This is a genomic window from Pseudomonas sp. GW456-12-1-14-TSB6, assembly GCF_059424205.1.
On the sequence record NZ_JBWKZE010000003.1, the window covers coordinates 44,325 to 57,519 of the forward strand.

Consider the following 13,195-nt stretch of genomic DNA (forward strand, 5'->3'; position numbering starts at 1 on the left):
ATGCCTATCGACGAACTCCTCAGCCTGTATCCGCTGGCCTTTGTCGTCGCCGCCCTGCTGCTGGGGCTGGTGGTGGGCAGTTTCCTCAACGTGTTGATCTGGCGCCTGCCGAAAATGCTCGAGCGCGAATGGCGCCAGCAGGCTCACGATGTACTGGGCCTGCCCGGTGAATCGCCATTGCCCACCTACAACCTGATGCTCCCGCACTCGCAATGCCCGCACTGTGGCCACCGGATCCGTGCGTGGGAAAACATTCCCCTGTTGAGTTACGTGTGCCTGCGCGGGCGCTGTTCAAGTTGCAGCGCACCGATCAGCAAGCGTTACCCACTGACCGAACTGGCCTGCGGCCTGCTCTCGGCGTTCATCGCCTGGCACCTGGGTTTCGGCTGGCCGGCGTGCCTGTTGATCGTGCTGACCTGGGGCCTGCTGGCCATGAGCCTGATCGACATCGAGCACCAACTGCTGCCTGACGTGCTGGTACTGCCGTTGCTGTGGCTGGGGCTGATCGTCAACAGCTTCGAGCTGTTCGTGCCGCTGCACGACGCCCTGTGGGGCGCGGTGCTGGGCTATATGGCGCTGTGGTCGGTGTTCTGGCTGTTCAAACTGCTCACCGGCAAGGACGGCATCGGTCACGGCGATTTCAAGCTGCTGGCGCTGCTCGGGGCCTGGGGCGGCTGGCAGATTCTGCCGCTGACCATCCTCTTGTCCTCGCTGGTGGGCGCCGTGCTCGGGGTGATTTTGCTCAAGCTGCGCGACCAGAAAACCTCGACGCCGATCCCCTTCGGCCCGTATCTGGCAATTGCCGGCTGGATTGCCTTGCTCTGGGGTGGTCAAATAACCGGCTTCTATTGGCAGTTTGTCGGTTTGAAATGAATACCCCTGCGGAAAAACCCTGGATTCTCGGCCTGACCGGCGGCATCGGCAGCGGCAAAAGCGCCGCCGCCCAGCACTTCATTGATCTTGGTATCCACGTGGTGGACGCCGATCACGCGGCGCGCTGGGTGGTCGAACCGGGCCGCCCGGCGCTGGCGAAGATCGCCGAACACTTCGGCCCCGAAGTCCTGCAGGCCGACGGCACGCTGGATCGTGCAGCCCTGCGCAAACTGATCTTTGAAGTGCCGGAGCAACGACGCTGGCTCGAAGCGCTGCTGCATCCGTTGATCGCCGAAGAAATCGCCCATCACCTGGCGCTGGCAAAATCGCCTTATGCGATTCTGGTTTCGCCGCTGCTGATCGAATCCGGGCAATACGCGATGACCCAACGCATCCTGGTAATCGACGCCCCGCAACAACTGCAGATCGAACGCACCTTGCAGCGTGACCAGACCAGCGAAGAGCAGGTCCAGGCGATCCTCAAGGCCCAGTCCAGCCGCGAAGACCGCGTCAGCCGTGCCGATGACGTGGTGGTCAACGACCGCGACCTCGCCTGGTTGCACAGCGAAGTCGAGCGCCTGCATCACTTTTACCTGACTTTATCCGGAGGCCAATCATGAGCCAGACCCCAACCGTCAACTGCCCGACTTGCGGCGCGCCCGTGGAATTCACCCCGGAAAACAAATACCGTCCGTTCTGCTCGGACCGCTGCAAACTGATCGACCTCGGCGCCTGGGCGTCGGAAGAACACAAGATTCCGGTGGCCCCGGATGCCGAGGACGAACTGTTTTCCGGCGATTTCGACCCGCGTCACTGATCCCGTCAGGGCCGCATGAAGCCGTAGTCCTGATCGTCGTCGAGGTTTTCCGCCAGAAAGCGCAACTCGTCGGCCAGGTCTTCGGCGTTGCGCACCGCCTTGCTCTGCTGCACCACCGCACTGAGCAAGGCGCGCAGGCTCAGGCCCGGATCGAACCCCACCTCCTGCGCCATCTCCAGACTCTGCCGGGTTTCCTGCCTCGCCCACTCGTACACGCTCATGCCGCTGCTCCTGAAGGAATTTGGCCGAGCATGAAATGCCGCGCACAGAGTGAATTTGATGTGGATCAAGACTTGGGATCGTCGTCCTTCCAGGGCGCCGAAAGGTAGCGGGTACGGTTGAAGGTCTCCAGCCATTCCGGGCAGAACACCACCAGCGCGCTGACCACCATGCCGTTGATGAAGGCTTCGGGAAAAATCAGCAGCCACAGGTAACCGATGAAATCTTCCAGCCATTCCGGCATGGCAAACAGGCCGTCGTACCAGAGCAACGTCAGGCTCAGCGTCAGGCAGAACAACGCCGACAGCGCCGCGGCGAAAAAACCGGAACAGAAGATGTACACGAACGGATTGCGCGGCTGGGCGCGCTCGACCAGGATCGCCACGCATTCGGTGATCAGCACCGGCAACAGGATCAGCAAGGCGCCATTGACCCCGACGGCCACCAGATCCTGGCGCCCCAGCAGCACCAGCCCCAGTTGGGCCACCAGTGCACCGACGATCGCCAGTGGCCAGTCCAGCAGCAGCGTCACCGCTGTCATGCCGATGAAGTGGTAAGACACGCCGGTGTCGAAGTCCCTGCGCACCAGCCACAGCAGAAACAACGCGAACACCGTGCCGAACAGCAAGTGCTGACGGCGGTTGTCGCTGAACAGCTCGACCCACGATGCGCGGACAATCGCCCAGAGCAACACCGGCAGGTAAATCAGCCAGCCGAGGGTCAGACTTGCCGATGACAGCAGTTCTGCACCGATCATGATCCCATCACCTTCATTCGCACCGCAGACTCCTTTGATTGGCGCTCCTGCGGCGAAGTCTACACCTGCACGGCGGCACATCTGCCGATGCAAAGCTTTCTGCTTGTCGCAATTGAACGCTAAGCTTGGGCCTATGGATGACTCAGATTACTTACGCCTGCTGACCATTGCGGCCGAGCAAGCCAACGCGTTCCTGTCCAATGCCCGCAAATGGGAGCGTGAGCGTTGGGTCTGCCAGCGCCTGCTGCAAGGCTTGAACATTCCTTATCGCGCCGACGAATTCGCCCCGGCCGGTGAGCCGCCGGACGTGCTGTTTCGCGACGCCAATTTCGAGGTGTTTTTCGTCCTCGATGAAGGTCGTCGGCTGAACGACGAATGGCGCGATGAGCTGCAACGTCGGCGCAGTGCGTTTTCCCTCAGCCAACTGGTGCGCCGTGAAGCCAAGCCGCGGCGGATTCCGGCCAATGAATTTCTGCTGAGACTGGCGCCGACCTTGCGCAAGAAAGCGCACAACTACAAGGAACGCGGCATGGATCTCGGCGAGCTGGACATCATTGCCTTCGCCAGCCTCAAGCGCGAAGTGCTCGACCTCAACAGCCACTTTCCGCCGCCCACCGAATACCTGCGCCAGGGCTGGCGTTCGCTGTCGCTGGTCGGACCTACGTTCGCCCGGGTGCTGTTCGCCCATCCCGATGCCCCGGATTTTCTGCGCGGCAATCTGGGGCGCAGCATCGTGTTCGATGTAGGGATCAGCCTGTGACGCCGCTTCAACAATTGATCGCCGAGGTCCCGCAGAGCGGCCGCGTACGCTGGATTGGCGTGCGTCCTGAATCTCGTGGACCGATGATCGAGCTCGACGCCGTAGAAGCACGCCTTGAAGCGGGACTGACCGGGGATCATGCCCGCCCCGGAGTACGTAACGCCCGACAGGTCACGCTGATTCAGTTCGAACACCTGGCCGTGATCAGTGCATTGATGGGCCGTCCCCACGAGCATCCGGTCAGGCCTGAAGATCTGCGGCGCAATCTCGTTATCAGCGGGATCAACCTGTTCAGCCTCAAGGGGCGGCGCTTTCGCATTGGTCAGGCGATTTTCGAAACCACGGGCTGGTGTCAGCCGTGCGCGCGCCTGCAGAACAACCTCGGCCCGGGCACGTTCCAGGCCGTGCGCGGGCATGGCGGAATCACTGCGCGAGTGTTACAAAGCGGGATCATTCGCCTCGGGGACAGTGTGTCTGTCGAACCGGTCCCGGACAGTGGCTATGCTGCGTTCAATCCCGGTTGAAAACCGCTGTAGCGTGTTCTCATTCAGTAACGTCTACCTGACGAGGCCTTTATGACCAGCCGCCTGAACCCCGAAGACCAGAAGCATGTCGAAGAGTACCTGCAGTTGTCCCAACACCGTGTCGAGCGCCGGCCATTCCGGCCGTGGATGCTCCTGGTGCTGGTGCTGGCAGTGACCATTGGTCTGGGCCTGTTGAGCCGATTTATCAGTTACCTGACGCTATGAGCTGCATCGCGCTCGCTCGGGTAGCCGTACCGATTTCCTTTAAAAACCTTGCGAGCTATCCCTATGTCCCATCGTATTGTCATTGTCGGCGGCGGCGCCGGCGGTCTGGAGTTGGCTACCCGTCTGGGTAAGACTCTGGGCAAACGCGGCACCGCCAGCATCATGCTGGTCGACGCGAACCTCACGCACATCTGGAAACCGCTGCTGCACGAAGTGGCCGCCGGATCGCTGAACTCTTCCGAAGACGAACTCAACTATGTCGCCCAGGCCAAATGGAACCACTTCGAGTTCCAGCTGGGGCGCATGAGCGGGCTCGATCGTGAGCAGAAGAAGATCCAGCTGGCCGCCACCTACGACGAAAACGGCGTTGAGCTGGTCCCGGCGCGGGAAGTGCCCTATGACTCGCTGGTGATCGCGGTCGGCAGCACCACCAACGATTTCGGCACCCAGGGCGCCGCGCAGCACTGCCTGTTCCTCGACACCCGCAAGCAGGCCGAGCGTTTTCACCAGCAACTGCTCAATCACTATCTGCGCGCCCACGCCGGGCAGACCGATGCGATCCAGCAGATTAGCGTGGCCATTGTCGGTGCGGGCGCCACGGGCGTCGAACTGGCGGCAGAACTACACAACGCCGCCCATGAACTGGCCGCCTACGGTCTTGATCGGATCAAACCGGAGAACATGCACATCACCCTGATCGAAGCCGGGCCACGGGTACTGCCAGCCCTGCCGGAGCGCATCAGCGGGCCGGTGCACAAGACCCTGGAGAAACTCGGGGTCAACGTGATGACCAACGCCTCGGTCAGCCAGGTCACCGCTGACAGCCTGATCACCGCCGATGGCAACGAGATCAAGGCGAGCCTGAAAGTCTGGGCTGCCGGGATCCGCGCACCGGGTTTCCTCAAGGACATCGATGGCCTGGAAACCAACCGCATCAATCAGCTGCAAGTGCTGCCGACGCTGCAGACCACCCGCGACGAAAACATCTTCGCCTTCGGTGACTGCGCCGCGTGCCCGCAACCGGGCTCCGATCGCAACGTTCCACCACGGGCCCAGGCTGCGCACCAACAGGCGTCGCTGCTGGCCAAATCGCTGAAACTGCGGATCGAAGGCAAGACCCTGCCGGAGTACAAGTACACCGACTACGGCTCGCTGATTTCGCTGTCGCGTTTTTCGGCTGTGGGTAACTTGATGGGTAACCTGACCGGCAGCGTGATGCTCGAAGGCTGGCTGGCGCGGATGTTTTACGTGTCGCTGTACCGCATGCACCAGATGGCGCTGTACGGGCCGTTCCGCACAGCGATGCTGATGCTCGGCAGCAAGATCGGACGCGGCACCGAGCCACGCCTGAAGCTGCACTGATGTAAAACACCGTGGGGGCGGGCTCGCCCTCACGGTGTTTTGTTTTCTACTGTATCTGCCCCCCGCTTTCCCCACCTTCGCTTACAAACGCCCCGCTCCCGGACACAGACGCGATACACCGCCACCGCTTAATGGCCACACCCGAGCACACCTGCTCCGGCTTGATCGCCCTTAACGTGTGGTTGCGCTGTGCAACCGAAGGAGAATGCAATGTCCCGTACTGCGAAAATCGGCAAAAACTCCCTTGGCCTGGTCGGTGCCGTACTGGCCGGCGGCCTGATGCTGTCCGGCTCGGTGTTTGCCGCGCAACCGCTGGCCCAGGGCTACATGGTCGCTTCGGCCGAGACCTCGGTGAAAACCCCGGAAGGCAAATGCGGTGAAGGCAAATGCGGCGATGCGTCGATGGCCAAGACCGACACCGATGGCGACGGCAAGGTCTCACGCGCCGAGTTCCTGAAGGTCGCGCCGAAGTCCGACTTCGACAAGATCGACACCAACCACGACGGTTTCATCGACGAGCAAGAGGCGTACAACAACGTCAAAGCCAACTTCGAAGCCAACGGCAAGAAAATGCCCAAAGGCCTGTTCGAACACCTGAAAGACCAGGACGGTGCCTGATTTTTCAGACGCTCGACAAAACAAAGCCGCGCTTTCTCTGACGAGAAGCGCGGCTTTTTCACGCCTGCATGATTACAGCTGGAAGCGTCGCACCATGCCCTGCAGGGCATTGGCCAGTTGCGACAGTTCATGGCTCGACGCGTTGGTTTGATCGGCGCCAGCCGCCGACCGCACCGACAGGTCGCGAATGTTCACCAGGTTGCGATCCACTTCCCGCGCCACTTGCGCCTGCTCTTCGGCGGCGCTGGCGATCACCAGGTTGCGCTCGTGGATTTCGTGTACCGACGCCGTGATCGTCTGCAACGCTTCACCGGCCCGCTCGGCCAGCACCAGTGTGGTGGCAGCGCGCGAGGCACTGGCCTGCATCGACTCCAGCGCCAGGCTCGAACCGCTGCGCATGCCCTGCACCATCTGCTCGATTTCCTGGGTCGATTGCTGCGTGCGATAAGCCAGCGCCCGGACTTCATCGGCGACCACGGCAAACCCGCGCCCGCTCTCCCCGGCCCGCGCGGCTTCGATGGCGGCGTTGAGCGCCAGCAGGTTGGTCTGTTCGGCGATCGCCCGGATCACGTCCAGCACCTTGCCGATGTCTTGCGACTGGTTGGCCAGCGATTGCACCAGCTCACCAGTGTGCTCGACTTCGCTGGCCAGGGCGTTGATGGCGTCGGCAGTTTCGCTGACCCGCTCCTGGCCCAACTGTGCCGACTCACTGGACTGGCGGGTGGCGTCGGACGTCGACACCGCATTGCGGGCGACTTCCTCGACCGCGGTGGTCATCTCGTTGACGGCCGTGGCGGCCTGTTCGATTTCATTGTTCTGCTGTTGCAGCCCTTGCGTGCTGTCGTGGGTGACCGCGCTCAGTTCGTCGGAAGCAGTCGCCAGTTGCGTGGCCGAGCCGCTGATGCCCTGCAGGGTTTCGCGCAGGTTCTGCTGCATGGTTGCCAACGCCTTGAGCAGCCGGCTGACCTCATCGTTGCCGTGAGTTTCGATCGGGCGGGTCAGATCGCCTCTGGCGACGTGCTCAGCAGCGTCGACAGCGGCGCTCAGGGGGCGGACGATGCTGCGGGTGAGCAACATGGCCAGAGCCACGGTGGCCAGCGCCGCCAGAGCGATGAACAGGGTCACGATGGTGCGCGAGGTTTCGTAGTGGGCCGCAGAGTTCTGGCTTTCGGCGGCGACCTGGCGGGCGAACAGATCCGCCAGGTCGTTGAGTTGTTTGCCGGAGCCGTCGACCACGGTTTTCATGTCGACCAGCAGCAGCTTGGTCAGCTCGTCGCGCTTGCCCTGCTCGGCGAGGGTGAACGACTGGGCGATCCCGGTGCGGTAGGCGGCGAAGGTTTTCTTGAACTGTTCATACAACTGCTGACCTTCCGGGGTGGTTACCAGTCGATCATAGGCGGCGATTTTCTCGCTCAACTCTTTGTCCCGGGTGTCCATTTGGCTGCGGTACGTGGCGATGTTGGCCGGATCCTGATCCAGCGCCATGCGCAGGGAGATGGTGCGGATGCGCAGCATGATCTCGCGAATTTCGTCGCCGCCACGAATGCTCGGCAACCACTGGGTCTCCACTGCCACTTCACTGTCGCGGATGCTCGACATCTGCCCCAGCGCGAACACCCCGAGCAACGCCACCAGTAACGCGATCAGGGCAAAGCCAAGAGCGGCGCGGGGAGCAATATTCAACTGACGAAGCAACATGACGAACGCCCTTTTTCTTGTATTGGCAGAGTTCAGGGGCGTTTGATGCGGCAGGCCCCTTTCGTTAGCGGGCTATCGGCAAGTTGTATGACGACTTGAATGAAACATTTCCGCCGGGCAAAAAAAATCCCCGTATCTTTCGATACGAGGATTTTTAATATGGTCGGGGTAGGGGGATTCGAACTCCCGACATCCTGCTCCCAAAGCAGGCGCGCTACCGGACTGCGCTATACCCCGGTAAAAAAAAGGCGACCTTTCAAAGATCGCCTTCTTCGATCAGCGCTTTTGGCCTCTGATCTTAAGATTCGATCCCAGTGTTACCTGGTTTCAAAAATGGTGGGTCGTGTGGGATTCGAACCTACGACCAATTGGTTAAAAGCCAACTGCTCTACCAACTGAGCTAACGACCCAAAAATGGTCGGGGTAAGGGGATTCGAACTCCTGACATCCTGCTCCCAAAGCAGGCGCGCTACCGGACTGCGCTATACCCCGGTTTGAAATTGGCTCCGTGACCAGGACTCGAACCTGGGACCCAATGATTAACAGTCATTTGCTCTACCGACTGAGCTATCACGGAACTACACATTTCAATTTACTACGGTGAAACTTGCAGCTTCTCGACATCGTTTTCGCATCGCTGCGTTCGTGTGCCTGAGGCGCGCTATTCTACAACCTAGAACACCTCTGTCAACCCCCTAAATTGCTTTCAAGTTAATGATTTGCAACTTATTTCAGATTTCTGCCCAGTGAGCTGAAACCCTGTTGGTGACTGACTGCGGGGCGCACTTTACAAGCCTTTTCCTTTGAGTTCAACAGCCTGGCGAAAAAAAAGGCCTCGCATTGCGAGGCCTTGATGACGACACCACCGTCGGGCGTCAGTTGAACGTGATCTCGTCGTTCTCCACGACGCCGGTCGCGGTCTCGCCCGGCAGGAAACGTCCCGACAGAATCAACTGTGCCAGCGGGTTCTCGATCCAGCGCTGGATCGCCCGCTTCAGCGGCCGTGCGCCATAGACCGGGTCGTAGCCGACGGCAATCAGCTTGTCCATCGCTTCCGGGCTCAGTTCCAGCTTCAGCTCGCGCTCGGCCAGACGGCTGCGCAGACGACCCAGCTGGATCTCGGTAATGCCGGCGATCTGATCCCGCGCCAATGGCTCGAAGATCACCACTTCGTCGACCCGGTTGATGAACTCCGGACGGAAGTGGGTGGAAATCGCATCCAACACCGCTGCCCGTTGTGCTTCACGATCACCGACCAGTTCCTGGATCTGCATCGAACCGAGGTTGGAGGTCATGACGATCACGGTATTGCGGAAGTCCACCGTGCGGCCATGACTGTCGGTCAGACGGCCATCCTCCAGCACTTGCAGCAGGATGTTGAACACGTCCGGGTGCGCCTTCTCGACTTCGTCCAGCAGGATCACCGAGTAAGGCTTGCGCCGTACCGCTTCGGTCAGGTAACCGCCCTCTTCATAGCCGACGTAGCCCGGTGGTGCACCGATCAGCCGCGCCACGGAATGTTTCTCCATGAACTCGGACATATCGATCCGCACCATCGCCTCTTCAGTGTCGAAGAGGAACTCGGCCAGCGCCTTGCACAGCTCGGTTTTACCGACACCGGTCGGGCCGAGGAACATGAACGAGCCGCTCGGACGATTCGGGTCGGACAACCCGGCCCGGGAACGCCGCACCGCGTTGGCTACCGCCACCACCGCTTCGTCCTGACCGATCACGCGCTGATGCAACAGGCTTTCCATCTTCATCAGCTTGTCGCGCTCGCCTTCGAGCATTTTCGACACCGGAATGCCGGTCCACTTCGAAACGACTTCGGCGATTTCCTCTTCGGTCACCTTGCTGCGCAGCAACTGGTTTTCGCTTTTGCCGTGCTGGTCGACCATTTGCAGGCTGCGTTCCAGATCCGGGATCACCCCGTACTGCAACTCGGCCATGCGGTTCAGGTCGCCTTTACGGCGCGCGGCTTCCAGCTCCTGACGGGACTGTTCGATCTTCTGCTGAATCTGCGCAGAACCCTGCACCTCGGCTTTTTCCGAGTTCCAGATTTCTTCCAGATCCGAGTACTCACGTTCGTGGCGATCGATTTCTTCCTGGAGTTTCTCCAGACGTTTCTTCGCCGCGTCGTCACTTTCTTTCTTCAGTGCCTGAGATTCCACCTTCAGTTGAATCAGGCGCCGCTCAAGACGATCCAGCACTTCCGGCTTGGAGTCGATCTCCATGCGGATGCGGCTGGCCGCCTCGTCGATCAGATCGATCGCCTTGTCCGGCAGCTGCCGGTCAGTGATGTAGCGATGGCTGAGCTTGGCCGCCGCGATGATTGCGCCGTCGGTGATCGCCACCTTGTGGTGAACCTCGTAACGCTCCTTGAGGCCACGCAGGATCGCGATGGTGTCTTCTTCGCTCGGCTCGTCCACCAGCACTTTCTGGAAGCGCCGCTCGAGGGCCGCGTCCTTCTCTATATATTGGCGGTACTCGTTGAGCGTGGTCGCGCCGACGCAATGCAGCTCACCACGGGCCAGGGCCGGTTTAAGCATGTTGCCGGCGTCCATCGAGCCTTCGCCCTTGCCGGCGCCGACCATGGTGTGCAGTTCGTCGATGAACAGAATGATCTGCCCTTCCTGCTTCGACAGCTCGTTGAGCAGCGCTTTCAGTCGCTCTTCGAACTCACCGCGATACTTGGCGCCGGCAATCAGCGCACCCATATCGAGGGACAGCAGGCGTTTGCCACGCAGGCCATCCGGCACTTCGCCGTTGATGATGCGCTGGGCCAGCCCTTCGGCAATCGCGGTTTTACCCACGCCAGGTTCGCCGATCAGCACCGGGTTGTTCTTGGTGCGGCGTTGCAAGACCTGAATGGTGCGACGGATTTCATCGTCACGGCCGATCACCGGGTCAAGCTTGCCTTCTTCGGCGCGCTTGGTCAGGTCGACGGTGTACTTATCCAGTGCCTGACGCGACTCTTCGTGGTTGGCGTCATTGACCGCCTCGCCACCGCGCAGGTTGTTGATCGCATTCTCCAGCGCTTTCTTGCTCACGCCTTGGCCGAGCAGCAACTTGCCGAGCTTGCTGTTCTCGTCCATCGCGGCGAGCAGCACCAGCTCGCTGGAAATGAACTGGTCGCCCTTCTGCTGGGCCAGACGGTCGGCCTGATTGAGCAGACGCGCCAGATCCTGCGACATGTTGACGTCGCCGGTCGGGTTCTGGATTTTCGGTAATTGATCGAGCTCTTTGGTCAGCTCTTTACGCAAGCTGTTGACGTCGAAGCCCACCTGCATCAACAGGGGTTTGATCGAACCACCCTGTTGTTCAAGCATGGCTTGCATCAGATGCGCCGGCTCGATGGCTGGATGATCGTGGCCGACGGCCAAAGATTGGGCATCGGACAACGCCAACTGCAATTTGCTGGTTAAACGGTCTATACGCATGGGTCACCTTCCTTTTGAGCAGGCCGGACCTAAAAAACCATCCTGAATAAAGAAACCTGCCAGATACCGCTATAGATGCGGTCGATTCTGGAAGATTCAAGCGTCAGGGAGTTGATGCAGATCAGAGAGTTTAGCGGGTAAGCCAGACTAAAGAGGCGAAGCGACCAGTGCGAGGCGCACGGCGATAGGAAAAGAAGCGCGGATCGGTCACTGTACAGAAACCGCCACCATAAACAGCGGTGACACCGCGGACTGCCAGACGCAGCCGCGCCAGCTTATAGATGTCAGCCATGAACTTGCCGGCGTTGTGGCTCGGGACAAAGGCTGTCTCGGCTTCGGGCAATTGATTGATGAAGACTTCCCGGACTTCGGGACCGACTTCAAAGGCTTGCGGGCCGATGGCCGGACCGAGCCAGACCAGAACGTCTTCGGCAGGCACATCCAGACTGTCGAGGGTGGCTTCCAGCACGCCGGCTGCCAATCCACGCCAACCGGCATGAGCCGCCGCCACGCGAGTACCGGCACGGTCGCAGAACAGCGCCGGCAGGCAATCGGCAGTCATTGCTGCACACGCGATACCGGGCGTTGCCGTCCAGCTGGCATCCGCCGTGGCCACCACGGACGGATCCGCATGCGCCACGGCAATTCCGTGCACTTGCTGCAACCAGGCAGGCTTTATAGAGAAGTGTTCGGTCAGGCGCCGACGGTTTTCGGCGACGGCCTCCGGGCGGTCATCGACATGATCGCCCAGGTTGAGGCTGTCGAACGGCGCCTCGCTGACGCCGCCCTCGCGGGTGGTGACACAGGCCTTGACGCTGGCCGGCGCGGGCCAGTCCGGCGTCAGCCAGTTCATCCGACGAATGCCTCGCGATCCTGCTTGAGCAGGGTCAGCAGCCACACCAGATCTTCCGGCAGCGGCGATTCCCAGCTCATGCGCTCACCGGTGGTCGGGTGATCCAGCTCAAGGAACCGCGCGTGCAGGGCCTGACGCGGGAAGTGCTTGAGGGATTCGACCATGGTCTGGCTCGCGGCCGGCGGAATGCGGAAACGACCGCCGTACGCCGGGTCGCCGACCAACGGGAAGTTGATGTGCGCCATGTGCACGCGAATCTGGTGGGTACGACCGGTTTCCAGCTTCACCCGTACGTGGGTGTGGGAACGGAAGCGCTCCAGCACGCGGTAGTGGCTGACGGCCGGCTTGCCGCCTTCCATCACCGCCATGCGCTGACGCTGCTGGCCGTGGCGGCCGATCGGGGCGTTGATCTTGCCGCCGGCGGTCACCACGCCGATCACGATGCACTCGTAGATCCGGCTGACGCTGCGGCTTTGCAGCTGCGCGACCAGTTTGGTCTGCGCCTGAATGGTCTTGGCCACCACCATCAGACCGGTGGTGTCCTTGTCCAGACGATGCACGATACCGGCGCGCGGGACATTGATGATGTCCGGCACGTGGTGCAGCAAGGCGTTGAGCAAGGTGCCATCAGCGTGACCGGCAGCCGGGTGCACCACCAGGCCCGCAGGCTTGTTGATCACCAGAATGTCGTCGTCTTCATAGACGATGTCGAGTTCGATGTCCTGAGCGACCCATTCACCCTGGGCCTCCTGCTCGGCAGTGAGCTCAAGAATGGCACCGCCATGAACGATGTCGCGCGGGCGGATGACCGCCCCGTCCACAGTCAGGCGACCTTCTTTGATCCAGGCGGAAAGGCGCGAGCGCGAGTGCTCGGCGAAGAGTTGGGCGGCGACTTGATCGAGGCGTTGGCCGCCCAATTCGGACGGCACCTCTGCGCGAAGTTCAATTTTATCGGACATGCTCGGACTGGGCGTCGGCTACAGCCTTTGGTTTCGGCTGCGCGCTTGTGGTTAAATACGGCGTCTTTTGCCCCGGGGCTTTTCAACGGG

14 protein-coding genes and 4 tRNA genes are annotated in these 13,195 nt (G+C 61.0%); 8 read left to right on the forward strand and 10 right to left on the reverse strand.

All coding sequences use genetic code 11. The annotated features are described in order from the left end of the window. From AC07Y2_RS03300 to yacG, 3 genes are read left to right on the forward strand one after another with little or no spacing between them, the layout of a single operon-like run. Window positions 1-873: a prepilin peptidase gene (locus tag AC07Y2_RS03300; protein ID WP_103385449.1), complete on the forward strand. Its 873-nt coding sequence runs from the start codon at window positions 1-3 to the stop codon at window positions 871-873. Beyond that, window positions 870-1,493 (forward strand): dephospho-CoA kinase, encoded by a 624-nt coding sequence (gene coaE, locus AC07Y2_RS03305; protein WP_074691472.1) that lies wholly within the window; start codon window positions 870-872, stop codon window positions 1,491-1,493. Before AC07Y2_RS03300 ends, coaE begins: the two co-directional genes overlap by 4 nt. Beyond that, a complete protein-coding gene (gene yacG / locus AC07Y2_RS03310; protein ID WP_011335983.1) occupies window positions 1,490-1,690 on the forward strand; it encodes a DNA gyrase inhibitor YacG in 201 nt (66 codons plus the stop codon). Before coaE ends, yacG begins: the two co-directional genes overlap by 4 nt. Window positions 1,691-1,695: 5 nt before the next feature. Here the strand turns inward: yacG and AC07Y2_RS03315 are convergent, their stop codons facing one another. Both AC07Y2_RS03315 and AC07Y2_RS03320 read right to left on the reverse strand, forming a co-directional pair. Then, window positions 1,696-1,911, reverse strand: coding sequence for a hypothetical protein (locus AC07Y2_RS03315; protein ID WP_007959584.1), 216 nt, complete (start codon window positions 1,909-1,911; stop codon window positions 1,696-1,698). Between the two features lie 65 nt (window positions 1,912-1,976). Next, a complete protein-coding gene (locus tag AC07Y2_RS03320) occupies window positions 1,977-2,666 on the reverse strand; it encodes an energy-coupling factor ABC transporter permease (RefSeq protein ID WP_103385450.1) in 690 nt (229 codons plus the stop codon). Between the two features lie 133 nt (window positions 2,667-2,799). On the opposite strand from AC07Y2_RS03320, the gene AC07Y2_RS03325 reads away from it, so the two are divergent. The 5 genes from AC07Y2_RS03325 (at window position 2,800) to AC07Y2_RS03345 (ending at window position 6,155) form a co-directional block, all read left to right on the forward strand. Beyond that, window positions 2,800-3,426 carry a DUF1780 domain-containing protein gene (locus AC07Y2_RS03325; protein WP_007959580.1) on the forward strand — a complete coding sequence of 209 codons (627 nt, stop codon included), beginning with the start codon at window positions 2,800-2,802 and terminating at the stop codon, window positions 3,424-3,426. After that, window positions 3,423-3,950 (forward strand): MOSC domain-containing protein, encoded by a 528-nt coding sequence (locus tag AC07Y2_RS03330; protein WP_103385451.1) that lies wholly within the window; start codon window positions 3,423-3,425, stop codon window positions 3,948-3,950. Before AC07Y2_RS03325 ends, AC07Y2_RS03330 begins: the two co-directional genes overlap by 4 nt. 51 nt (window positions 3,951-4,001) lie before the next feature. Continuing rightward, window positions 4,002-4,175 carry a DUF3094 domain-containing protein gene (locus tag AC07Y2_RS03335; RefSeq protein WP_007909875.1) on the forward strand — a complete coding sequence of 58 codons (174 nt, stop codon included), beginning with the start codon at window positions 4,002-4,004 and terminating at the stop codon, window positions 4,173-4,175. A 63-nt stretch (window positions 4,176-4,238) separates the two neighbouring features. After that, on the forward strand, window positions 4,239-5,537 hold the full coding sequence (locus tag AC07Y2_RS03340; RefSeq protein WP_039771671.1) for an NAD(P)/FAD-dependent oxidoreductase: 1,299 nt from the start codon (window positions 4,239-4,241) through the stop codon (window positions 5,535-5,537). Between the two features lie 210 nt (window positions 5,538-5,747). Continuing rightward, window positions 5,748-6,155, forward strand: coding sequence for an HvfA family oxazolone/thioamide-modified RiPP metallophore (locus AC07Y2_RS03345; protein ID WP_074691474.1), 408 nt, complete (start codon window positions 5,748-5,750; stop codon window positions 6,153-6,155). A gap of 72 nt (window positions 6,156-6,227) precedes the next feature. Here the strand turns inward: AC07Y2_RS03345 and AC07Y2_RS03350 are convergent, their stop codons facing one another. The 8 genes from AC07Y2_RS03350 to rluD all read right to left on the reverse strand — a co-directional run bounded on the left by AC07Y2_RS03350 (window position 6,228) and on the right by rluD (window position 13,105). Further along, the gene (locus AC07Y2_RS03350) at window positions 6,228-7,853 is read right to left on the reverse strand and encodes a methyl-accepting chemotaxis protein (RefSeq protein ID WP_074691475.1); all 1,626 of its coding nucleotides are present in this window, start codon (window positions 7,851-7,853) and stop codon (window positions 6,228-6,230) included. Between the two features lie 160 nt (window positions 7,854-8,013). Next, window positions 8,014-8,090, reverse strand: a tRNA-Pro gene (locus AC07Y2_RS03355). Window positions 8,091-8,187: 97 nt separating this feature from the next. Further along, window positions 8,188-8,263 (reverse strand) — tRNA-Lys (locus AC07Y2_RS03360). A gap of 5 nt (window positions 8,264-8,268) precedes the next feature. Continuing rightward, window positions 8,269-8,345 (reverse strand) — tRNA-Pro (locus tag AC07Y2_RS03365). Between the two features lie 9 nt (window positions 8,346-8,354). After that, window positions 8,355-8,430, reverse strand: a tRNA-Asn gene (locus AC07Y2_RS03370). A 298-nt stretch (window positions 8,431-8,728) separates the two neighbouring features. Beyond that, on the reverse strand, window positions 8,729-11,293 hold the full coding sequence (gene clpB / locus AC07Y2_RS03375) for an ATP-dependent chaperone ClpB (protein ID WP_039771676.1): 2,565 nt from the start codon (window positions 11,291-11,293) through the stop codon (window positions 8,729-8,731). A gap of 130 nt (window positions 11,294-11,423) precedes the next feature. Continuing rightward, window positions 11,424-12,146: a peptidoglycan editing factor PgeF gene (gene pgeF, locus AC07Y2_RS03380; RefSeq protein WP_103385452.1), complete on the reverse strand. Its 723-nt coding sequence runs from the start codon at window positions 12,144-12,146 to the stop codon at window positions 11,424-11,426. Next, entirely contained in the window at window positions 12,143-13,105 is a 963-nt protein-coding gene (gene rluD, locus AC07Y2_RS03385) for a 23S rRNA pseudouridine(1911/1915/1917) synthase RluD (RefSeq protein WP_011335991.1), read from the reverse strand. Before rluD ends, pgeF begins: the two co-directional genes overlap by 4 nt. Window positions 13,106-13,195: the final 90 nt, after the last annotated feature.

Excerpts from the sequence above, each read along its gene's own strand:
- AC07Y2_RS03300 (WP_103385449.1), top strand. The coding sequence starts at position 1 with ATGCCTATCGACGAACTCCTCAGCCTGTATCCGCTGGCCTTTGTCGTC.
- coaE (WP_074691472.1), top strand. The coding sequence starts at position 870 with ATGAATACCCCTGCGGAAAAACCCTGGATTCTCGGCCTGACCGGCGGC.
- yacG (WP_011335983.1), top strand. The coding sequence starts at position 1,490 with ATGAGCCAGACCCCAACCGTCAACTGCCCGACTTGCGGCGCGCCCGTG.
- AC07Y2_RS03315 (WP_007959584.1), bottom strand. The coding sequence starts at position 1,911 with ATGAGCGTGTACGAGTGGGCGAGGCAGGAAACCCGGCAGAGTCTGGAG.
- AC07Y2_RS03320 (WP_103385450.1), bottom strand. The coding sequence starts at position 2,666 with ATGATCGGTGCAGAACTGCTGTCATCGGCAAGTCTGACCCTCGGCTGG.
- AC07Y2_RS03325 (WP_007959580.1), top strand. The coding sequence starts at position 2,800 with ATGGATGACTCAGATTACTTACGCCTGCTGACCATTGCGGCCGAGCAA.
- AC07Y2_RS03335 (WP_007909875.1), top strand. The coding sequence starts at position 4,002 with ATGACCAGCCGCCTGAACCCCGAAGACCAGAAGCATGTCGAAGAGTAC.
- AC07Y2_RS03340 (WP_039771671.1), top strand. The coding sequence starts at position 4,239 with ATGTCCCATCGTATTGTCATTGTCGGCGGCGGCGCCGGCGGTCTGGAG.
- AC07Y2_RS03345 (WP_074691474.1), top strand. The coding sequence starts at position 5,748 with ATGTCCCGTACTGCGAAAATCGGCAAAAACTCCCTTGGCCTGGTCGGT.
- AC07Y2_RS03350 (WP_074691475.1), bottom strand. The coding sequence starts at position 7,853 with ATGTTGCTTCGTCAGTTGAATATTGCTCCCCGCGCCGCTCTTGGCTTT.
- clpB (WP_039771676.1), bottom strand. The coding sequence starts at position 11,293 with ATGCGTATAGACCGTTTAACCAGCAAATTGCAGTTGGCGTTGTCCGAT.
- pgeF (WP_103385452.1), bottom strand. The coding sequence starts at position 12,146 with ATGAACTGGCTGACGCCGGACTGGCCCGCGCCGGCCAGCGTCAAGGCC.
- rluD (WP_011335991.1), bottom strand. The coding sequence starts at position 13,105 with ATGTCCGATAAAATTGAACTTCGCGCAGAGGTGCCGTCCGAATTGGGC.